The sequence below is a fragment of the Pseudomonas sp. Z4-7 genome (assembly GCF_051131965.1).
Taxonomy (GTDB): domain Bacteria; phylum Pseudomonadota; class Gammaproteobacteria; order Pseudomonadales; family Pseudomonadaceae; genus Aquipseudomonas.
The window spans coordinates 2,629,101-2,650,429 of sequence record NZ_CP071642.1; the positions used below are offsets into that span (position 1 = coordinate 2,629,101).

Sequence of the window (21,329 nt, forward strand, 5' to 3'; positions counted from 1 at the left end):
ATGCATGCAACTTTAAAACGCAGCCTCGCTGCCATCGGCCTGGCACTGGGTGCCTGCGCAACGCTGGTACCGGTTGCCCAGGCGGCCAACGAACAGTTCTTCCCCCTGGCCACCTACCGGGTCGGCGCCTATGCCTCCAGCGGCATTCCGGTGTGGGCCGGAATGATCGACTATCTGCGCTACATCAACGAGGTGGAAGGCGGGATCAACGGCGTCAAGCTGGTCTGGCAGGAGTGCGAGACCGAATGGACGGCGGAAAAAGGCATCGAGTGCTACGAGCGCTTCAAGAACGGCCTCAACGGCGCGCCGGTGGCGGTCTACCAGCCCAACGGTGCACCGGCGGCCTATGCCCTCGCGGACAAGGCCGAAGCCGACCGGATTCCGCTGATCACCCTCGGCTATGGCCGTACCGAGGCCACCGATGGCAGGGTGTTTCCCTACAATTTCCCGGCCATGCTGACGTTCTACAGCGAGGCCTCGGCATTCATCAATTACGTGGCTGAGCGCGAGGGCGGGCTGGACAGGCTCAAGGGCAAGAAGATCGCCACCGTCTACCATGACTCGGCCTATGGTCGGGAAACCCAGGGGCCGCTGGCCCTGCTGGCGCAGAAGTATGGCTTCGAGAACATCCAGATCGCGGTGGCGGATCCGGGCAACGAACAGGCCGGGCAGTGGCGCCAGGTGCGGCAGCTCAAGCCGGACTGGGTGTTCCTGCGTACCTGGGGTGTATCCACGCCGGTGGCGATCAAGACCGCGGCGCGTTTCGGCTACCCGGTGGAGCGCATCGTCGGTGACATCTGGGCCAGTTCCAACGAGGACGTGTTGCCGGCCGGCGAGGCCGGCAAGGGCTACCTGGCGTTGACACCCTATCCAGGCGGTGCCGATTTCGACATCCACCAACGCATTCGCCAGTACATCCTCGATACCGGCAAGAGCGATCTCAAGGATCCGAAGAGTTTCGGCAGCGTCTATTACAACTCCGGCCTGGTGAATGCCGCCATTGCCGTCGAGGCGATCCGCACCGGGCAGAAGAAGTTCGGCCATCGTCCGCTCAACGGTGAGGAAGGTCGCTGGGGCCTGGAGCATCTCGACCTCGATGACGCGCGTCTCAAGGAGATCGGTTTCCTTGGACTGATGCAGCCGCTGAAGCTGTCTTGCAGCGACCATGAAGGTGGCGGGGCAGCCAAGGTACAACAATGGGACGGCCAGCAATGGAAACTGATCACCGACTGGGTCCAGGCCGACCGCGCGACGTTGCGCCCATTGATCGACGCCAAGGCCGCCGAGTATGCGAAAGAAAAGGGCGTGACGGCCCGCGATTGCGCGGCGCAGTAGCCGTGCGCACGAGGAGGAAGAATCCATGACCATTGCGGCCCTTGCGGGCACCGCAAGCAGCGAGTTGCTGGCGGTGCACGACATCGAAGTCATCTACGACGGCGCGATCCTCGCCGTGGCCGGGGTTTCCCTGCGGGTCGGTCAGGGCGACATTGTTGCGCTGCTGGGCGCCAACGGGGCTGGCAAGAGCACCACGCTCAAGGCCATTTCCGGGTTGGTCCAGGCTGACCGTGCGCAAGTCAGCCGCGGCCGGATCACTTTCCAGGGGCAGGATACCGCCGGCGTCGCCGCCAACCTGCTGGCCCGCCAAGGCATTGTCCATGTGCTGGAGGGGCGCCACGTGTTCGCCCACCTGACCGTCGAGGACAACCTGCGTACCGGCGGTTTCCTGCGTAACCCGACGCGCCGGGAACTGGAACAGGGTCTGGAGCGCATCTACGCCTGGTTCCCTCGTCTCAAGACCAAGCGCAAGACCCAGGCCGGGCTGACATCCGGCGGCGAGCAGCAAATGCTTGCCATCGGTCGGGCGCTGATGACCCGACCTCGGCTGGTATTGCTGGATGAACCTTCGATGGGGCTGGCGCCGATCCTCGTCGAGGAGATTTTTGCCATCGTCGCCCAGCTCAATGCCCAGGAAGGCATGAGCTTCCTGGTGGCCGAACAGAACATCAACGTTGCGCTGCGCCATGCCACCTACGCCTACGTCCTGGAAAACGGTCGGGTCGTGGGTGAGGGCAGCGGTGCGGAGTTGGCGGCGCGGGAAGACATCCAGCATTTCTATCTGGGCGGCAAGACCGGTTGAGTGCCGGTTTCCCGCTGTCTTGTGGGCAACAGTGAATCCGCAGTTTGCTGTTGCAGGGGCTTTGTCCAACCCGCTGCTGGTTCACAACTCTTTGAAAAAAAAGGGTTTAGAGGGTTGGTACGGACTGTGCTCTGGCTGTTGATGAACCCGTTACGAAAGGAGCAACACATGAGCCATTCAGCGACTATTGATCCACCCGAGCAGGTTCGTCCGGTGCCTCGGCGCCCGGCCCATCTCATTCGCAGCGACGCCGAGGCGATCGAGGTGGCGCACCGTGTGGCCGGGGATTTCGCTCGCGAGGCGGCAACCCGCGACCGCGACCGACGTCTGCCCTGGGAAGAACTCGAACGCTTTTCCGAAAGCGGGTTGTGGGCGATCAGCGTGCCGAAGGCCTACGGTGGCGCCGGGGTGTCCTATGTCGCCCTCAGCGAAGTGATCGCCATCATTTCCGCGGCCGATTCATCCCTCGGCCAGTTACCGCAAAACCATTTCGGCGTGCTCAGCAATCTCGGCTTGACCGGCAGCGAAGAGCAGAAGCAGCGCTACTACGCCAAGGTGCTCCAGGGCTATCGCTTTGGTAACGCCTTTTCCGAAGCGCGAAGCCAATACGTCACGACCTTCCAGACGCAGATCCGCTTCGATGGCGACACGGCGGTACTCGACGGCGAAAAGGCCTACTGCACCGGCGCATTGTTCGCCCATATCGTGCCGGTTGCCGGGGTGGACGAGGCGGGGCATGTACATATCGCGCTGGTTCCGCGCGATGCCGCCGGATTGACGGTAATCGACAGTTGGGACGGTTTCGGCCAACGCATCACCGCCAGCGGCCAAGTGCGCATCGAAGGCGTACGCGTGCCTGCCCGCGACGTGGTACCTGCCTGGAAAGCCTATGACCAGCCCACTGCCGATGGCCCGATTTCGCAGATCATCCAGGCCGCGGTGGACACCGGCATTGCCCGGGGTGCCTTCGCCGAGACCCTGCGTGTCGCCCGCCAGGCGCGTCCTTGGGTCGACAGCGGCCTGCAACACGGTTGGCAGGATCCGCTAGGCCAAGCGCTGATCGGCGAGCTGGCCTGGCGGCTGCAAGCGGCCGAGGCGATTTTGCAGCGCGCGGCCCAAGCGGTCGATCTTGCGGTTGCCGAGCCCAGTGAGGAACGGGTCGCCGAAGCCTCTGTGGTCGTAGGCCAGGCCAAGGTGCTGTCCACCGAGATTGCCCTTGAGGCTTCCAGCCGCCTGTTGGAGCTGGGCGGCACGCGCAGCGTCTCGGCCAGCCAGGGCCTGGACCGGTTCTGGCGCAATGCGCGGACCCATACCCTGCATGACCCGGTGCGCTGGAAATACCACCTGGTCGGCAACCAGCTTCTCAACGACATCAAGCCGCAACGTCACTCATGGAACTGAGGTATCGAGCATGTCCCATTCACACTCCCAGGGTCGCAGCGACCTCGCCCATGCCCGCCACGTCGAGGCGGCTCTGCTTGACTACCTGCGCGGGCAGAGCGCGCGACATGAAGCCCTGGTGGTCGCCGCGGTCGGCAACCTGCGTATCCGCATCGACGCCGCCGATGCGTTGCTCGAACGCGCCAACGCTTCCCAATCGTCCGCCATTGCCTTTCGTCTGGCTGCTGCCGAGGCGGCGCGTGTCGGTGCGCATCTATTCTTCGAGCTGGCCGGGCGCAGCTTGCCGCGGCCGTTGCCGGATGCAGCCGAGCCGGCGTTGCTGACCCAGCGTCGGCTGCTGGGCGACCATTACCTCAATGGCGCGGCGCTGGCTGATGGACAGGGAGGGCAGGCATGACTGCTGCTCAAAAGTCCTTTCAACGCCCGGACGATATCAAGGGTCAATTGATCCGCGATGCGTCCTGGCACTTGGTCGAACATATGCGGGGCGCCAGGATACACGTGGAGTTCCATGGCAACTCCGGCGCGAGACAGCCGCATTGCAAAATCGACGTCCTCCTCAAGGAACAGGTCTTGAGAGCCGACGGCAATGAACGTCGGCGGCAGGTTGCGCAGGTCGGGTTGCAGGGCCGGGGAAAACAGACCGACACGTTCATCGTCCAGGGCGTAGCCACCGCGCAGGCATGTCCAGCAGAACTGATTGGGCTCCGGCAACCAACTGAACGTGCCTGTCTGCCCGCTGGGATAGGGTGATTGCGCTGAGCCTGTGCGGTGATCGAGCATGGGATAGATGAGGACCTGGCCGGCGAGCGGAAACCGGGCTCTGTCGCGGGCCATGATGGCCAATGCGGCGGCCAGCGCGCCGCCTGCGCTATGGCCCATCACGGCAATGCGCCGGGGATCCAGGCTCAGGTCCTGACTGTTTTCGAACAGCCAGGCGAGGGCGCTGTAGCAGTCGTCAAGGGGCGCTGGAAAGGAATGTTCCGGCGCCAGTCGATAATCCACCGCAACGATGAATGCACTCAGTTCGTCGGCCAGGTCGGCCAGGAAGTCATCGGCCATCTCGGGTCTTCCGAGTACGAAGCCACCGCCATGGATGGACAGGATCGCCGGAAGGCTTGCGTCTGGCCCGAGGCCTTTCGGCCGATAGAGGCACAGACGCAGGCGTGCGGTATCGGGGCCGGGGATCCAGCGTACTTCGCATCGTGCGCGATGCTCGGGTTTGAAGCCCGAATGGACTCGGGTGCGGATGGCCGGCAGCGTGTTCAGCGACCATTGTTCAGCACCCGAGGCGACAAGGCCGCGAAATGCGGGATCGAGCCATTGATCAGGCATCAGGTTTCGCTCCCCTTTGTTTGAAACCGCCGGGTACCTGTTGCCGGTACCCGGCGCTTTGCCGTTAAAGCCAGGCTTTGATTTGCGCGCAAACGGCCTGGGTGGAAATGCCGTAGCGATCATGCAGTGTCGGCAGCGCGCCCGCGTCGAGGAAGGCGTCTGGCAAGGCTATTTGCCTGAACGTCGGCGTCACGCCGTTGCGCAGCAGGACCCCGGCAACCGCTTCGCCGAGCCCGCCGATGATAGAGCTGTTTTCCGCGGTCACCACCAGTCGTCCCGGCTTTCTGGCCTCGGCAAGGAGGGTGTGTTCATCCAGCGGCTTGATGGTCGGCATGTGCAGTACCGCGACGTCGACGCCGTCTGCCTGCAATTGCTTGGCGGCTTCCAGAGCACGCATCGTCATCAACCCGGTGGAAACGATCAGCACATCGTTGCCGGTGCGCAGGGTCTTGGCTTTGCCGATTTCGAACGTGTAGCCGTACTCGTCCAGCACCAGGGGCACGTTACCGCGCAGCAAACGCATGTAGACCGGGCCTTGGTGCGCGGCGATGGCGGGCACGGCCTGTTCGATTTCCAGCGCGTCGCAGGGGTCGACGATCATCAGGTTGGGCATGGCGCGGAAGATCGCCAGGTCGTCCGTGGCCTGGTGGCTGGGGCCGTAACCCGTGGTAAGGCCCGGCAAGCCGCAGACGATCTTGACGTTGAGGTTTTCCTCGGCGATCGCCATGCAGATGAAGTCGTAGGCACGACGGGAAGCGAACACCGCGTAGGTCGTGGCAAACGGCACGAAACCTTCCCGGGCCATGCCAGCTGCTGCGCTCATCAGCAACTGCTCGGCCATGCCCATCTGATAGAAGCGATCCGGATGGGCCTTGGCGAAGATGTGCAGGTCGGTGTATTTGGACAGATCGGCGGACAGCCCGACGATGTCCGGGCGCTGGTCGGCCAATGCAGCCAGCGCATGTCCGAATGGTGCAGGTTTCGTGGCTTGGCCCTCGGCTGCAATCGAGGCGATCATCGCCGAGGTGGTGAGGCGTTTTTTGCCCGGTTCACCCATCGCGTTCGGTGTGTTGGCGGCGTTGTTCATGACTTTTTTTCCTTCTTCAAGGTTGTTCAGCGCCAGGTCCCACTCGTGTTCTTCGACGCGGATGAAATGGGTCTTTTCGCGGTTTTCCAGGAATGGCACACCCTTGCCCATGCGGGTGTCGCAGATGATCACCCGGGGCTGTCCGGCGGGATGGTTGCGCGCGGCATCGAATGCCGCGACCAGCGCATCCAGATCGTTGCCGTCGACGCGCTGGGTAAACCAGCCAAAGGCTTGCCAGCGATCGACGATCGGCTCGAACGAGAGAATTTCGCTGGAGTATCCATCGGCCTGCTGGTTGTTGACGTCGACGATGGCGATCAGGTTGTCGAGTTTCCAGTGCGACGCCGACATCACCGCTTCCCAGGTAGAACCTTCGTTCAGTTCACCGTCCGAGAGCAGGTTGTAGACGAAGGCGGGCGAGCCTTTGCGCTTCAGCCCCAGGCAGGCGCCTACCGCGATGCCCAGGCCTTGGCCGAGGGAGCCGCCAGTGATTTCCATGCCTGGCGTGTACGCCGCCATTCCCGACATGGGGAGGCGGCTGTCGTCCGCTCCGTAGGTTTCCAGTTCATCGAGCGGAACGATCCGGGCCTCGATCAGTGCCGCGTACAGCGCAATCGCATAGTGGCCGATGGACAGATAGAAGCGATCACGTTGTTCCCATTCAGGGTCTTCGGGCCGATAGTTCATGGCGTGGAAGTACGCGACCGCCAGCAGGTCGGCGGCGCCCAGGGCCTGGCCAACGTAGCCTTGGCCCTGGACCTGACCCATGCGCAGCGCGTGATGACGGATGTTGTGGGCGCGTTCGGTCAGGGACATGGATGAAGCAGATGAAAGCGAGCGAGTCATGGTGAAACTCCGGTGAACTTAACGATTGACCAGGGCGGCGGGAATGCGCAGCACCAGCGAGGCGCCGCCCAGCAGTACGCCGGTGATCAGGTACATGCCGATGGCGCTGGAGCCGGTTTGCGTGGTGATCCAGCCAATCAGATAGGGAGAGCAGAAGCCGGCGAGGTTGGCGAAGCTGTTCACCGCCGCGATGCCTGCGGCGGCGGACACCCCGCCGAGGAGGGTCGTGGGCAGCATCCAGAACATCGAGGACGCGGAAAGGATGCCGGATGCCGCCAGGCACAGGCTCAGGATGGACAGCAGGATGTTGCCCCCCAGCAGCGCGGCGAGCGTCAGCCCGATGGCACCGGCGATCATCGGTACGATCAGGTGCCAGCGCCGCTCGCGATATCTGTCGCCGCTGCGGCCGATGAGCAGCATGGCCGCAATCGCGCAGAGGTAGGGCAGGCTGGTCAGGAAACCGATGTGCAGCGGATCGGAAACCCCGGCGTTGCGCACCAGCGTCGGCAGCCAGAAGGTGATGGCGTACTGGCCCATGACGACGCAGAAGTAGATACCTGCCAACAACCACAGGCGGCGGTCGCGGACGAACTCGCCCACCGAGGCATGGGTGACCTTCTGCTGGTTGTCCTCGGCCAGTTCACGGCTGACCAACGCCTTTTCTTCATCGTCCAGCCAGTGGGCCTGATGGACGCCGTCCTTGAGGTAACTCAGCACCAGCAAACCGACAATGACGGTGGGAATGGCTTCGAGCACGAACATCCACTGCCATCCGGCCCAGCCGTGCACGCCGGCGAAATGGTTCATGATCCAGCCCGAGAGCGGACCGCCCACCATGCCTGACAAAGGGATGGCGATGAACCAGAGCACAGTCATGCGCGCACGGCGATAGGATGGGAACCAGTAGGTGAGATAGAGCAGCAATCCCGGCGCCAGCCCTGCTTCGGCAACCCCGAGCAGAAACCGAAGGGCGTAGAATTGCCAGGCCGTTTCGACGAAGGCGAACAGCGCCGAAATGATGCCCCATGTGATCATGATTCGCGCGATCCACACGCGAGCGCCGACCTTGTGCAGGATAACGTTGCTGGGGACTTCGCAGAGGAAGTAGCCAATGAAGAACATCCCCGCACCCAGCCCGTAGACGGTTTCGCTGAGCGCCAGGTCGTTCATCATTTGCAGCTTGGCGAAGCCGACGTTGACCCGGTCAAGATAGGCGCACAAATAGCACAGCATCAGGAATGGCATCAGCCGCCAGGCCGTTTTCCGGTAGGCATTGGAGCGCACGGTCGAAACCGCTTCGAGCGACAAAGTAGTCATGATGGCCTGATCTCTTGTTTTTATTTACCGCCAGGCAAACAGCCCGGCTGGGGTCTTCGATCCAGAACCGCACGGGCCGGGTGGGCCCGTCCAGATACATCAATGAATCAGCATTCCACCATTTACATCCAACGTGGTGCCCGTCAGGTACGAAGATAAATCGCTGGCGAGGAAGAGGGCGGCATTGGCGACGTCCTGGGCCGCACCCAGGCGACCCAACGGAATACCTTCGATGATTGCGTGACGACGCTCGTCCTGCATGAGACCGCCGGTGATGTCGGTGTGGATCAGGCCCGGGGCGATGGAGTTGACCCGCACCTTGTCCGGGCCCAGTTCGCGCGCCATTGCCTTGGCCAGGCCCAGAACACCGGCCTTGGCGGCGCTGTAGTGTGGCCCACCGAATATGCCGCCGCCACGTTGGGCAGACACCGAAGACATGCAGACGATGCTGCCGCCTTGCTGCTCGCGCATCAGCGGGATCACGGCTTGTGACATGAGCAGGGTGCCGCGCAGGCTGACGTCCAATACCTTGTCGTAGTCCGACGCACGGATGTCGAGGGTCTTGAGGGGTTGGGTGATGCCCGCGTTGTTGATGAGAACGTCGATTCGGCCGAAATGTTCGATGGCGCGGGCGACGGCCCGTTGGACCTGCGCTTCATCGGCGACGTTGGCGGCAAGGCCGAGATGATTGTCGCCCAGGGCGCTGGCGGCATCGCGTGCGGCAGATTCATCCAGGTCGAGAATCACGACGCGGGCGCCGTGTCGGGCGAACGTCGTAGCGGTGGCGCGGCCAATGCCACGGGCAGATGCGGCGCCGGTAATGATTGCGACTTTGCCTTGAAGAAGCATGGGAGAGATACCTCGGATTGTTTTTATTGGGTCGATTCGGGAAAAACCGATGACTCAGCTTCGTCCTGGTTCCCTGGCTGAGCAATGGCCTGAAAGTCATTCAGTGCTGAAAAAAATTCAGCACTCGCTGGCTTGCGGCTGAAACCTTTCACGGCGAAGCTCAACAATCATTAGAACTGTTATGCAGGGACCTGCCATGCGTACCGATGCCGATGCCCCTTTGATTCTTCCACCGCTGAAAGCAATTCAGGCTTTTGAGCAAACGGCCAGGTTCAGCAATGTCGCCAGGGCGGCGGAAGTGCTGGACCTGACACCCTCCGCGGTCAGTCATCAATTGGCGAAACTTGAAGCGATGATTGGCCGGCAACTGTTTGTGCGTGCCGCGCGGGGCGTCACGCTCACGCCTGTGGGGGAGCAATACCTCAAGGAGGTGTCCGGGTTGCTCCATAGCCTGGCCGTCGCCACCGAACGTGCGGCCAGCGACGTGAGCCTGGACTGCTTGCGCCTGCATTCGGCGCCCAGCTTCGGGTTGTTGTGGTTGATGCCGAGGCTGGAAGCTTTTCGGGCGTCCAACCCCGATATCCAGATCAATCTTTCCTGCTCTTACGAATCGCTGCATTTCAGTCGGGACAAGATTGACGTGGACATCCGCCACGGCACTGCAAACTGGCCCAGTTATGAAGTCCGCACCGTCCAGAACGAGACGTTCGCGGTGCTCGCTTCGCCGAAACTGCTCGCGCAATGCCCGATCCGCAACGCGTCCGATTTGTTGAATTGCGACCTGGTACTTTCGGAAGCCACGTTGCTCAAATGGCCGCAATGGTTTGCGCAACATGGCCTGGCGCGCCCGGAGAAGCCTTACGCCTTGAGCTTCGACCGGTCGTACATGTCGCTGGAGGCTGCCAGTCATGGCTTGGGGTTTGCCTTGGAAAGCACATTGCTGGCCAAGAAATATCTTGCCACCGGCAGCCTGGTCGAGGTGGCACCCGAGGCGCTCAGCGCACCGGTGGCTGCCCATCACCTGGTGTTTCCGAAGGCCCACTCGAGCTTCCCCCGCGTCCGGCGTTTTCTGGAGTGGATGGAAAGTGAGCTGGGGCAGGGTTTCGCCTATTGATCGAGCGGGTCTTCCTGGGCAGCGATCACTCAATGCCCCTGATTGTTCCTGATCAGCTCATAAGCCCGGCGCACCAGTGCGTTGACGGTATTCGGCCGGATCCACAGGTGATAGGTCACATCCGGCAGTCGCGGCAGCCCATCGTTCTCGCCGAGCACACGCATGTCCGGGCCGAGCATTTCCATGCTGCGGGGCGTGACGCCCAGGCCGGCGCGGGTCGCGGCCTTGATGCCGATCAGGTTCGAGGCCAGGTAGGCCTGGCGCCAGGGGATATTGGCGCGCTCCAGGGCTTCGAGGGCATAGCGCCGATAGATGCTCGGCTCGTCCACGAGGATCAGCGGCAGCGGTTCGGCGGGGTTGTGGAGGTACTGCGCCGAGCAGATCCACCACACCGGTGAGGTACGCAAGGCGAAGCCTTCGAGGTTCGGATCCTGGCGGGTGGAAATGACCATGTCGACCTTGCCGCGATGCAGGTCGTCCATCAGGAACGGGCTGCGGCCGACATCGATTTCCAGGCGCAGGCGCGGGGCCGAGCGGGCGATGTGGCTGAGGATCGGCGGCAGGATCGTGTCAGCAATATCGTGGGGCGAGCCGATACGCAACACACCGCTAAGGCTGCTTTCGCGCAGGGAATTGAGCGCATCGTCGTTGAGCGACAGCATCTGCCGCGCGTGCCGCAGCAACTGCTGGCCCGCTTCGGTGAGCTGCTTTTGCCGGCCACGTTTTTCGAACAACGTGACCCCGACCTGCTGTTCCAGGCGCTGCATATGCTGGGTGACTGAAGATTGCGTGCGGGCCAGTCGGGCACCGGCTTCGGCAAAGCTGTGGTGATCGACCACGGCGATGAAGGTGCGCAGCAATTCGAGATCCAGGGTCGCCATGGCTATCGCTTCATATCAAGACTGAAAACCTAAACATTACAGTTTTTTATGTATAGATTGCATTTCCTTTACGTGAACTTCGCTGTGGGCTAATAAAATAACGGTTATATGTTTTTCGCCTGTAAACCAAACCGGGCGAGTTATAACGATATGAGATATCTGCATTTCCGTTGGCTCCAAGCGGTACCTAGGATGCCCACTCATCAGGTCGGGGTACGCCGATCATCCATGAGGGGAAATCCATGTTGTTCGAGCGCTCACCTGTCAAACATCTCCTGCCTGTGTTGCTGGGCGCCTTGGTCTCGTTGGCAGCCGTCGACATTGCCCAGGCCGACGCCACCCTGGAGAAGATCGAGCAGCGCCACGAGTTGGTGGTTGGCGTGCTGCTGTCCGGCGGCCCGTTCGGCGGCATTGACCCCGCTACCCAGAAACCTCGCGGCCTCAACGTTGACCTCGCCCAGGAACTGGGCCGGCAACTCGGCGCCGAGGTGCAACTGGTGCCGGTATTGCCCGCCAACCGCGTGCAGTTTCTGCAGCAGGGCAAAGTCGATCTGTTGATCGCCAACATGGAATGGACCACCGAGCGCGGTGAAATCCTCGGGTTCGTGCCTACGCCGTTCTACCGTGTCGGCGGCACCGCGGCGGTGCTCAAGGACAGCCGGATCAGCCGCTGGGAAGATCTGAAGAATCAACCGGTATGCACCTCCCAGGGCAGCAGCTACATCAAGCCGCTCACCGAGTTGGGCGTGCAGATCAAGGCCTTCAAGAGCTCCTCGGAGTCGCTGCTGGCGTTACGGGGCAACAACTGCGTTGCCGCCGTGCATGACGCCACGTTGATCAATCCACTACTTGCCGACAACGCCGAATGGCAGGGCTACCGCGCCCTGAGCCCGGAGCTGAACCCGGCCCCCTCGGTGATCTGGACGCGCAAGGGCGAAAGCGATACCCAGGCCAGGCTCGATCCGATCATCAAGCAGTTGCACCGCAGCGGCTGGTTGATCGACGCCCAGACTCGTAACCGCATCACCCCGGCGTCACCCGCCCTGGTCGAGTTGCAGAAGCAGTTCCAGGCCAACGGCGCCTGAGCAGCGTCGCTTGCAGCTTCCTCAACGACCCTCGACCGACGCGCAAGGTAATCGCCCATGTCTTCATTTTTCTTCCCTCGAACGCTGGCCGCCCTGTGCCTGGCCTTGACTGCCGGCTGCGCTGCCAGCCTGGCCCAGGCGGACGCCACGCTGGACAAGATCGAGCAGCGCCACGCCATCAGCGTCGGGGTGATGCTCAGCGGCGCGCCGTTCGGCACCATCGACCCCAAGACCGGCGAGCACCGGGGCTACAACGTCGAGTTGGCCCAGGGCATCGGCAAGGCGCTGGGGGTGGAGACGCAGACCGTTTCCGTGCTTGCGCCGAACCGCGTGCAATTCTTGCAGCAGGGCAAAGTCGACATCCTGATCGCCAACATGCAGTTCACCGAAGAACGCGGCGAGATTCTCGACTACGTGCCGACACCTTATGAAGAGGTCGGTGGCGCGGCGCTGATACGCAAGGGGGCCGGCATAGCGCAATGGGCCGACCTCAAGGGCAAACCGGTGTGCGTGTCCCAGGGCAGCAATTTCATCAAGCCGCTGCAAGAAACCTATGGCGCACAGATCAAGGCTTTTCGCAGCCAGTCCGAGTCGCTGTTGTCGCTTCGCGGCAATGGCTGCGTGGCTGCGGTGCACGTGAGCCCGACCATGCACGCACTGTTGAGCGAAGCCGAGTGGTCAGGCTTTGAGATCCCGCTGCCGGGGGACCTGATTCCTTCGAATTCGGTGATCTGGCTGCGCAAGGGCGAGCACGACACCCAGGCCAGACTCGATGCTGTCGTGCGCGACTGGCATCGCAGCGGTTGGCTGATCGAACTCGGCGAGCGCACCGGCATGGCACCGTCCCAAGCCCTGCGTGATCTGCACGCCAGGTATCAAAATGCGGCTCCCTTGGCCTCGCAGCCATGAGCCATTCACTCTTTGCGACCTTGCAGGCCCTGCTGGGCGCCAGGCATCTGCAACGCGGCGAGGAAGCCGCGCCGTACCTGACCGACAAGCAGGGGCGTTACGTCGGGCGAGTGATCGCCGCGGTCCATCCGGGCAGTACCGAAGAAGTCGCGGCGGTGGTCCGGGCTTGCGCCGCGACAGCTACGCCGGTGGTTGTGCAGGGCGGCAACACCGGACTGATGGGCGGCGCCACCCCGGACGACAGCGGCCGCTCGGTGTTGCTGTTGCTCGATCGGATGAACCGGATCCGCGCCGTGGACACCGACAATGACACCCTCACCGCCGAGGCGGGCTGCATCCTGCAAACCGTCCAGGACGTTGCCCGCCAGGCCGGACGCCTGTTCCCCTTGAGCCTTGGCGCCGAAGGCAGTTGCACCCTCGGCGGCAACCTGGGGACCAACGCCGGCGGCACCGCGGTGCTGCGCTACGGCAATGCCCGCGAACTGACCCTGGGCCTGGAAGTCGTGACCGCCGAAGGTGAAATCTGGAACGGTTTGCGCGGCTTGCGCAAGGACAATACCGGCTACGACCTGCGGGACCTGTTCATCGGCAGCGAAGGCACGCTTGGCATTATCACCACCGCGACGCTGAAATTGTTTCCGCTGCCCAAGGCTCAGGCCACCGCGCTGCTGGCGTTCGACTCGCTGGAGCAGGCGGTGGCGTTGTTGTCCCATGCCCGTGCCGGTTTTGGTGCCAGCCTGACGGCGTTCGAGTTGCTGAGCGCCGAGTGTCTTGCGCTGTTGCGCGAGCAGTTTCCCGATGGTCCGCGGCCCTTCGCCAATGCTCGCCAGCCATGGTTCGCGCTGTTGGAGCTGTCGGATAACCACAGCGAAAACCATGCCCGGGAAATCTTCGAACAGGTGCTGGGCGAAGCTTTCGAACAGCAGCTGCTGGCCGATGCGCTGATCGCCGAGAACCTCGTCCAGAGCCAGGCATTCTGGCAGCTGCGGGAGAACATCAGCGATGCGCAAAAGCGTGCCGGTCGCAACATGAAACATGACATCTCGGTGCCGATTTCTCAGGTCGTCGCGTTCGTTGCCCATACCGATGCGTTGCTCCAGCAGCATTTTCCCGGCGTGCGGCATTACACCTTCGGGCATCTGGGCGATGGCAACCTGCATTACAACGTTGCCCACCCGCTGGACTCCACGATTGATGCACACATGGCCCATTACGCCGCGCTCAGTCAGCGGGTGCACGACAGCGCCCATGCTCATGGTGGCTCGATCAGTGCCGAACACGGCATCGGCCAGCGCAAGGTGAACGAGTTGGGGCGCTACAAAAGTGCCGTAGAACTGGACCTGATGCGCCGGATCAAGCAAGCGCTGGACCCACGCAATCTGCTCAATCCGGGCAAGGTACTGGAGGAGGCGCGGCCATGACGCTTCATCTGTCCCAGCGCGTGCAGCGTGTCTCGCTGTCCGCCAATGCCGCCGCCAAGTCCCGTGCCACGGCCCTGCGTGAAGCCGGTCGGGACATTCTCGACCTGACCACCGGCGAGCCGGATTTCGACACGCCGGCGCACATCAAACAGGCGGCCTGTGCCGCCATTGCAGCCGGGGCCACCAAGTACACCCCGACGCCGGGCGTGAAAGCCTTGCGTGTGGCGGTGCAACACAAGCTGCGCAGGGAGAACCAACTGGACTATCCGCTGGCCTCCATCGTGATTGCCAACGGTGCGAAGCAGATCATTTTCAACGCCTTCGCTGCGACCCTCGATGATGGCGACGAAGTGCTGGTGCCGACGCCGTACTGGCCGTCCTTTCCGGACAGCGTGCGTTTTAATGGCGGCGTGCCGGTGTTCATCGAGTGCGGGTTGGAGCAGGGCTGCAAGCTCACGCCACGACAGCTTGAGCAGCATATCGGCGAGCGCACTCGCTGGCTGATCCTCAACAGCCCTGGCAACCCCAGCGGTGCGCTGTACAGCGAAGCCGAACTGCAAGGCCTGGCCCAGGTGCTGCGCCGATATCCCGACGTGCTGATTGTGCTGGATGAACTCTACGAACATATTCGTTTCGACGGGTTTGCCGTCCAGAGCCTCCTCAATGTCGCGCCGGATTTGCAATCACGGTGCCTAGTGGTGGGCGGGGTGTCGAAAACCTATGCCATGACCGGCTGGCGCATCGGTTTCGGCGCCGGACCGCAGGCGCTGACCGACGCCATGAGCGTGGTGCAATCGCAATCCACCTCGGGGGCTTCCTCGGTCGGCCAGGCGGCGGCGCTGGCGGCGTTCGAGGGCGGCCTGGATTTCCTGCCGGAACAGGTCGCGGCCTATCGTCAGCGCCGCGATGTGCTGGTGAGCCGCTTGCGTGATGTCGCAGGCCTGGAAGTACTTGAGCCGCAAGGTGGCTTTTTCGTTTTTGTCTGCTGCGCCGGGCTGCTGGGGCGCTATCGCCCGGACGGCCAGCGCCTGCAGCACGACGCCGATGTGGTTGCGTATCTGCTGGAAGAGGGCGTCGCCGGCGTCGCGGGCAGTGCTTATGGCTTGTCGCCGTGGTTCCGCCTGTCAATCGCCACGGCGACCGATACCGTCGCCGAAGCGGGTCGGCGTATCGCCCATGCCTGCGGCCAATTGAGGAGCGAACCATGAGCCATTGGCTGGAGCAACTCGTCCAGTGGAGCGCCGGGCTCGGCCTCAACTACAACTTCCTCCTCGACGCCTATCAGCGCGGCACGCTGGAGCAGGGCGCGCTGACCACCCTGTGGCTGTGCCTGCTGACGATTGCCGGCAGCTTGCTGGCGGGTGTCGGATTGGCCGCCCTGTTGACCTCCGGCAAGCCTTGGCTGGCCAGACCTGCGCGAGTGTTTGTCGAAGTCACCCGCAACACGCCGACGCTGGTGCAGCTGTATTGCGCCTTCCTGGTATTGAACATGCTGTTGACCCAGGCCGTCGGCGCGGCCAACCCGCTGACGCCCTTCGCGTGGGTGGTGATCGTGATTTCGCTGCACAAAGGCGCCTTCCACGCCGAGGCCCTGCGTGCGGGTATCGAAGCGGTGCCGACGGTGACCCTGGAGGCGGCCAGTTCACTGGCTTTCAACCACCGCCAATTGTTGTGGAACGTGCAACTGCCGCTGGCCCTGCGTTTTGCCTTGCCGTCGCTGATCAACAACCTGATCGACCTGGTGAAAATGACCGCCGTGGCCTCGGCTATCGCGGTGGGCGACATCACCTACGCGGCGATCATGATCTGGACCCAGAGCGACAACGTGCTGGAGTTGATGATTTTGATCCTGGCGTTTTTCGGCCTGCTGAGTTTTACCGTCAATTGCGTCGGGCGCTGGCTCGAAGCCCGCCTGAGGATGCCCGGTTATGGCCATTGATCCCTCCGCTGTCCTGCCCGTGGCCTGGCCGCGTCGCCATCTCGGCAAATTGCTGCTGGGGCTGGGAGCGCTGTGCTGGCTGGCTTATCTCGCGCCGAACAGCCCGGTGCTCAAGGCGCTGTGGCAATGGTCGCCGGCGTTGGTCGCAGGGTTTGGCCAGAACATCCTCATCAGCCTGCTGGCCATCGGTCTCGGCTCGGTGATGGGGCTGCTGGTAGGCGCCATGGTGCTGTCGCCGCTGCGGCTGTTGCAGTGGCCGGCGCGGATCTGGGTGCAGGTCTTTCGTAATGCGCCCTGGCTGGTGCTGATCTATTTCACCACCTATGTGTTCCCGTTCGAGATTCGCATTGGCACGGCCTATGTCGCGTTTCCCGACTGGGTCAAGGTGACCCTCGGCCTGGCCCTGCCGGCCAGTGCGAATGTCGCGGAAATCTTCCGTGGCGCCATCGCCTCGATCCCCAGCACCCAATGGGAGGCCGCGCGATCCCTGGCGTTCAACCGTGGGCAGATTTTTCGCTCGATCATCCTGCCCCAGTGCTTCAAGCGCATGTTGCCGCCGTGGATGAACCTCTATGCGGTGATCACCATGGGCACCGCGCTGGCCTCGCTGGTGGGCGTGCATGACGTGATCGATACCGCGCAGATCGCCAGCAACACCGTGAACCTGACGGGCTTCACCGTGCTGATCTACCTGAGCCTGCTGGTGCTGTTCTTTGCCTACTGCTACCCGATTTCCCGTATTACCCAATACCTGGAGCGACGTTATGCCTTCTACTGAAACCGTCGCCGAGCCCCTCGTCAGCCTGCGCGACCTGCACCTGTCGTTCGGCAGCAACCCGGTGCTCAAGGGCATCGACCTGGACGTACGCCGTGGTCAGGCCGTGTCGATCATCGGGCCGTCCGGCTCGGGCAAGTCGACAATCCTGCGTTGCATCACCGGGCTGCTGCAGCCCCAGCGTGGCAGCATCCGTGTCGGTGCCACCGAGGTCCATACGCTGGCCCAGGAGGCCCAGCGCATCGAGCTGCGCAAGCGCGTCGGGTTCGTGTTCCAGCAGTACAACCTGTTCCCGCACCTGTCGGTATTGGAGAACCTGGTGATCGCGCCGCGCAAGGTGCTCGGCCGCAACCGCAGCGATGCCGAAAAGGACGCGCGGGCCTTGCTCGCCAAGGTGCGCATGGAGCACAAGGCCGACGCCTATCCGGGGCAACTCTCGGGCGGCCAGCAGCAACGCGTGGCGATCGCCCGCGCGCTGGCGATGCGCCCGGAGCTGATTCTGTTCGATGAAGTGACCTCGGCCCTCGATCCGGAAACCGTCGGCGAAGTGTTGACGGTGATTCGCGAGCTGACCGAGGAGGGCATGACCTGCGTGCTGGTGACCCATGAAATGCGCTTCGCCGAAGAGATCAGCGACGTCGTCTATTTCACCGAGAACGGCGTGATCGTCGAGCACGGTAGCGCCGCCCAAGTCTTCCAGCATCCCGCCAGCGAGCGCACCCGGGAATTCCTGCGCCACGCCCTGGGCGACCCGGGGCGCCGGCCGCCTCTCGTCCAGGACGACCCGTATCTGTTGACCAACCTGAGCCGCTATAGCCTGTCCGTCTGAAAAGGAACCTGCCATGAATACCCGTAACCGTGCCGATGTGATCGAGGGCTTCCTCAAGCAAGTGCGCGTCATCCATCAGCGTGGCGTCGACCGCGCCGCGCTCAAGCAGATCGTCGTGCTGCTGGAAGGCCTGGCCGAACGCCGCGACCTGTTCAATTTCGAGGCGTTCCCGGCGCCGCAGCCGGGGCAGGGCAGCACCGCGTTTCGCTATCGCCTCAACGATGACGGCGACACCCCGACGCTGTACCTGAACTCGCTGCTGCCGGGCAAGAGCACCATCCCCCATAACCATGAGACCTGGGCCATCATCAGCGCCATCGAAGGTCAGGAAATCAACTACGTCTACCAGCGTGATGACGAAGGACGCGAGCCTGGATTCACCACGCTGCACTTGGAAAAGGAAGTGATCGTGCAGCCTGGAACCTCCATCGCTTTCCTTGGCGAGGACCTGCATGGCATTCGGGTCGCAGGCGAGCAACCGACCCTGCATTTCCATCTTTATGGCCTGCCGCTGGAGTCGCTCAACGGCCGTTACGGCGTCGAAGCCGATGGGCGAATCCTCAACTACAACGCCTCGCAGATGGCGCCGTCGATCAAGGCCTACGCCTGACGGCCTCTTGCCTTCCAGTCTTTCACTTTTTCCAGCGGGACTACCATGAGCCAGACCTTGACTCCCCAGCAACTGCAGCAGTGGTTGTTCGACGGGCAGGAAATCGCCCTGTTTGACGTGCGTGAGCACGGCCAGTACGGCGAAGCCCATCTGTTTTTCGGGGTGAATCTGCCCTATAGCCGCCTGGAGCTGGAGGCTCGACGGCTGGCGCCGAACCTTCAGGTCCGGTTGGTGCTGCATGACCAGGATGGCGGCGACCTGGCGGAGCGCGCGGCGCAGCGCCTGCACGTGCTGGGCTACGCCAACGTGCACATCCTGGAAGGTGGCGCCGACGGTTGGCAGGCCGCCGGCTATCAACTGTTCGCTGGCGTGCATGTGCCGTCCAAGGCTTTCGGCGAGCAGGTGGAGGCGGTCCGTCACACGCCTCACGTCAGCGCTCGCCAACTGGCGCAATGGCAGGCTCGGGGCAAGCCGCTGGTGATCCTCGACGGCCGGCCGCTGGAGGAGTATCGCAAGATGACCATTCCCGGTTCGATCTGCTGCCCGAATGGCGAACTCGGGTACCGCGTGCATGATCTGGTGCCGGACGAGCAGACCCCCATCGTGATCAATTGCGCCGGCCGGACCCGCAGCATCATCGGCGCCCAGACGCTGATCGACCTCGGTCTGAAAAACCCGATTTATGCGCTGGAGAACGGCACGCAGGGTTGGCATCTGGAAGATTTTCACCTGGAGCACGGCAGCCAACGGCGTTATGCCGACCAGGTGTCGAGCGCCACATTGCCGACCCAGCGCCTGGCGGCGACACGCCTGGCCGAGCGGGCCGGGGTGCCGACCGTCGAGGCTGCCCAGGTCGAGCGGTGGGCGGCGGAGGCCGGGCGCAGCCTGTTTCTCTGCGACGTGCGCACCGCCGAGGAGTTTGCCGCCGGCACATTGCCGGGCGCGCAGCACGCGCCGGGCGGACAGTTGATTCAATCCACCGATCTGTATGTGGGCGTTCGTCAGGCGCGGGTGGTGCTGTTTGACAACGACGGCGTGCGTGCACCGATCATCGCCAGTTGGCTGCGGCAGCTCGGGCATGAAGCTTTTGTATTGTCGGGCGGATTGAGCAGTGGCCTGGCGTTGCCGCTTCCAGCCGTCTTCGCGCCTGCGGAACTGCCCGGGATCAGCGCGCAGGCCGTGGCGGATGCCCTGAGGGATGACGCGGTGGCGCTGATCGACCTGCGTTCGAGCAACGCCTATCGCAAAGGTCACATTGCCGGGGCGCGCTGGTCAATCCGACCCTTGCTGGCCGGTGCGCTGGCGGGCGAGCGGCGGCCGCTGGTGCTGGTCGCCGATGATCCTCGGCTGGCGGCCGTGGCGGCGCTGGAGCTATCGCGAACCGATGTTCATTGGCTCGATGGCGGGGTCGATGCGTGGCGCTCGGCCGGCCTGGCGCTACGAGAAGGCGCCGACACGTTGCCGGATGAACAGTGCATTGATTTCCTGTTTTTCACTCACGACCGGCATTCCGGAAACAAGGACGCGGCGCGCCAGTACCTGGCGTGGGAAATCGGCCTGCTGGCGCAAATGAACGAAGCGGAGATCGCCAGCCTCAACCCGTTGCAGGGCCCGCCTCAAAGCGCTGCCGATGCGCGGCTTCGCACCCGCCTGATTCATGGCGCGCGCAGCGAGAAGGGCACCGGCGCCCGGTCCGTCAATGTGCCGGTCAGTCGTTTGAGCACGGTGCTGTTCGACAACCTCGCACAGATGCGCGACGCCCGTTCCCGGCGCGACAGCGAGCGAGTGCTGACTTATGGCGCTCGCGGCAACCCGACGGCCTTCGCCCTCGAAGACCTCGTTACCGAACTGGAGGGCGGCTACCGCACCCGGCTGTTCGGTACCGGGTTGGCTGCCGTGGCGCAAACCTTCCTGGCCTACCTGCGGCCCGGCGATCATGTCCTGATCACCGATGCGGTGTATGCGCCGGTACGCCGCGTGGCCCGGGATTTCCTCGAAGCCTTCGGCGTAGAAGTCGGCTATTTTGCCCCCGACGGCAGCGACCTGCCCGGACGGCTGCAAGCCAACACCCGGATGGTCTACACCGAAGTGCCCGGCTCACTGCTGTACGAACTCTGTGACTTGCCGGCCATCGCCGCGCTCTGCAAGCCGCGCGGCATCCTGCTTGCCGTGGACAATACCTGGGGTTCGGGCGTGCTGTACCGGCCGCTGGCGTTGGGCGCAGACATCTCGATCATGGCCCTGACCAAATACCTGAGCGGCCACAGCGACGTGGTCATGGGCAGCGTGTGCACGCGCCAGGAGGCTTGGCCAGCACTGGCGGCCATGAGCGACACCTTTGGCAACACCGTCAGCCCCGACGACGCCTATCTGGTCCTGCGTGGCGCACGCACCCTGGCGCCACGCCTCGACACGCATGAGCGCCAGGCACTGGCGATCGCCCATTGGTTGCAGGCGCAGCGGCAGGTGAAACGGGTCTTCCACCCAGCACTGCCCGATCATCCCGGTCACGGTCTGTGGTTGCGGGACTTCAAGGGCAGCAATGGACTGCTGTCTTTTGAGCTTCGCGAAAATGACGACGCGTACCTGGAGCGTTTTATCGATGCGTTGCAGGTGTTCGGGTTGGGGGCGTCCTGGGGTGGGTTCGAGAGTCTGGTGACCGTTGCCGATACCCAGGATCGGCAAAGCGCCGAGGATCGGGCGTTGAACCCGGTGGTGCGCTTGCATGTGGGGTTGGAGGATGTCGAGGTGTTGATCCGGGACCTGCAGCGGGGCTTTGTGGCTGCCGGATGAT

Annotated in this window: 19 protein-coding genes and 1 pseudogene; 14 read left to right on the forward strand and 6 right to left on the reverse strand. The window is 63.3% G+C overall.

Annotated features, from left to right (window positions below):
- From J3P91_RS12160 to J3P91_RS12175, 4 genes are all read left to right on the forward strand, one after another.
- Positions 1-1,335, forward strand: a complete 1,335-nt coding sequence (locus tag J3P91_RS12160) for an ABC transporter substrate-binding protein (RefSeq protein ID WP_434604407.1) — start codon at positions 1-3, stop codon at positions 1,333-1,335.
- 25 nt (positions 1,336-1,360) lie between these two features.
- A complete protein-coding gene (locus tag J3P91_RS12165; RefSeq protein ID WP_434604409.1) occupies positions 1,361-2,137 on the forward strand; it encodes an ABC transporter ATP-binding protein in 777 nt (258 codons plus the stop codon).
- A 168-nt stretch (positions 2,138-2,305) separates the two neighbouring features.
- Positions 2,306-3,538 carry an SfnB family sulfur acquisition oxidoreductase gene (locus tag J3P91_RS12170; protein ID WP_434604411.1) on the forward strand — a complete coding sequence of 411 codons (1,233 nt, stop codon included), beginning with the start codon at positions 2,306-2,308 and terminating at the stop codon, positions 3,536-3,538.
- A gap of 10 nt (positions 3,539-3,548) precedes the next feature.
- A complete protein-coding gene (locus J3P91_RS12175; protein ID WP_434604413.1) occupies positions 3,549-3,935 on the forward strand; it encodes a hypothetical protein in 387 nt (128 codons plus the stop codon).
- On the opposite strand, the gene J3P91_RS12180 is transcribed toward J3P91_RS12175, so the two are convergent.
- The 5 genes and pseudogenes from J3P91_RS12180 to J3P91_RS12200 all read right to left on the reverse strand — a co-directional run bounded on the left by J3P91_RS12180 (position 3,887) and on the right by J3P91_RS12200 (position 8,972).
- Positions 3,887-4,873: an alpha/beta hydrolase gene (locus J3P91_RS12180; RefSeq protein WP_434604415.1), complete on the reverse strand. Its 987-nt coding sequence runs from the start codon at positions 4,871-4,873 to the stop codon at positions 3,887-3,889. The genes J3P91_RS12175 and J3P91_RS12180 overlap by 49 nt on opposite strands.
- A 64-nt stretch (positions 4,874-4,937) precedes the next feature.
- Positions 4,938-5,960 carry a transketolase family protein gene (locus tag J3P91_RS12185; RefSeq protein ID WP_434605109.1) on the reverse strand — a complete coding sequence of 341 codons (1,023 nt, stop codon included), beginning with the start codon at positions 5,958-5,960 and terminating at the stop codon, positions 4,938-4,940.
- A gap of 6 nt (positions 5,961-5,966) precedes the next feature.
- Positions 5,967-6,806, reverse strand: a pseudogene (locus J3P91_RS12190) (transketolase); the annotation flags it as partial.
- A gap of 18 nt (positions 6,807-6,824) precedes the next feature.
- Entirely contained in the window at positions 6,825-8,123 is a 1,299-nt protein-coding gene (locus tag J3P91_RS12195; RefSeq protein WP_434604417.1) for an MFS transporter, read from the reverse strand.
- 99 nt (positions 8,124-8,222) lie between these two features.
- Positions 8,223-8,972, reverse strand: coding sequence for an SDR family NAD(P)-dependent oxidoreductase (locus tag J3P91_RS12200; RefSeq protein WP_434604419.1), 750 nt, complete (start codon positions 8,970-8,972; stop codon positions 8,223-8,225).
- A 196-nt stretch (positions 8,973-9,168) separates the two neighbouring features.
- Between J3P91_RS12200 and J3P91_RS12205 the strand changes: the two genes are divergently transcribed.
- Positions 9,169-10,086 carry a LysR substrate-binding domain-containing protein gene (locus J3P91_RS12205; RefSeq protein ID WP_434604421.1) on the forward strand — a complete coding sequence of 306 codons (918 nt, stop codon included), beginning with the start codon at positions 9,169-9,171 and terminating at the stop codon, positions 10,084-10,086.
- A gap of 29 nt (positions 10,087-10,115) precedes the next feature.
- On the opposite strand, the gene J3P91_RS12210 is transcribed toward J3P91_RS12205, so the two are convergent.
- Positions 10,116-10,967 carry a LysR substrate-binding domain-containing protein gene (locus tag J3P91_RS12210; protein WP_434568800.1) on the reverse strand — a complete coding sequence of 284 codons (852 nt, stop codon included), beginning with the start codon at positions 10,965-10,967 and terminating at the stop codon, positions 10,116-10,118.
- A gap of 242 nt (positions 10,968-11,209) precedes the next feature.
- Here J3P91_RS12210 and J3P91_RS12215 point away from each other — a divergent pair, with 242 nt between their 5' ends.
- From J3P91_RS12215 to metC, 9 genes are read left to right on the forward strand one after another with little or no spacing between them, the layout of a single operon-like run.
- Positions 11,210-12,052 carry a transporter substrate-binding domain-containing protein gene (locus J3P91_RS12215; protein ID WP_434604423.1) on the forward strand — a complete coding sequence of 281 codons (843 nt, stop codon included), beginning with the start codon at positions 11,210-11,212 and terminating at the stop codon, positions 12,050-12,052.
- Between the two features lie 57 nt (positions 12,053-12,109).
- The gene (locus J3P91_RS12220) at positions 12,110-12,961 is read left to right on the forward strand and encodes a transporter substrate-binding domain-containing protein (protein ID WP_434604425.1); all 852 of its coding nucleotides are present in this window, start codon (positions 12,110-12,112) and stop codon (positions 12,959-12,961) included.
- The gene (locus tag J3P91_RS12225; RefSeq protein WP_434604426.1) at positions 12,958-14,382 is read left to right on the forward strand and encodes an FAD-binding oxidoreductase; all 1,425 of its coding nucleotides are present in this window, start codon (positions 12,958-12,960) and stop codon (positions 14,380-14,382) included. Before J3P91_RS12220 ends, J3P91_RS12225 begins: the two co-directional genes overlap by 4 nt.
- Positions 14,379-15,590, forward strand: coding sequence for an aminotransferase class I/II-fold pyridoxal phosphate-dependent enzyme (locus J3P91_RS12230; RefSeq protein WP_434604428.1), 1,212 nt, complete (start codon positions 14,379-14,381; stop codon positions 15,588-15,590). The genes J3P91_RS12225 and J3P91_RS12230 overlap by 4 nt, the downstream gene beginning before the upstream one ends.
- Positions 15,587-16,321 (forward strand): amino acid ABC transporter permease, encoded by a 735-nt coding sequence (locus J3P91_RS12235; protein ID WP_434604430.1) that lies wholly within the window; start codon positions 15,587-15,589, stop codon positions 16,319-16,321. The genes J3P91_RS12230 and J3P91_RS12235 overlap by 4 nt, the downstream gene beginning before the upstream one ends.
- A complete protein-coding gene (locus tag J3P91_RS12240; protein ID WP_434604432.1) occupies positions 16,311-17,099 on the forward strand; it encodes an amino acid ABC transporter permease in 789 nt (262 codons plus the stop codon). The genes J3P91_RS12235 and J3P91_RS12240 overlap by 11 nt, the downstream gene beginning before the upstream one ends.
- Positions 17,086-17,925, forward strand: a complete 840-nt coding sequence (locus J3P91_RS12245) for an amino acid ABC transporter ATP-binding protein (protein WP_434568793.1) — start codon at positions 17,086-17,088, stop codon at positions 17,923-17,925. Before J3P91_RS12240 ends, J3P91_RS12245 begins: the two co-directional genes overlap by 14 nt.
- Before the next feature lie 13 nt (positions 17,926-17,938).
- On the forward strand, positions 17,939-18,535 hold the full coding sequence (locus tag J3P91_RS12250; RefSeq protein WP_434568792.1) for a cysteine dioxygenase: 597 nt from the start codon (positions 17,939-17,941) through the stop codon (positions 18,533-18,535).
- 45 nt (positions 18,536-18,580) lie between these two features.
- Entirely contained in the window at positions 18,581-21,328 is a 2,748-nt protein-coding gene (metC, locus tag J3P91_RS12255) for a cystathionine beta-lyase (RefSeq protein ID WP_434604434.1), read from the forward strand.
- Position 21,329: the final 1 nt, after the last annotated feature.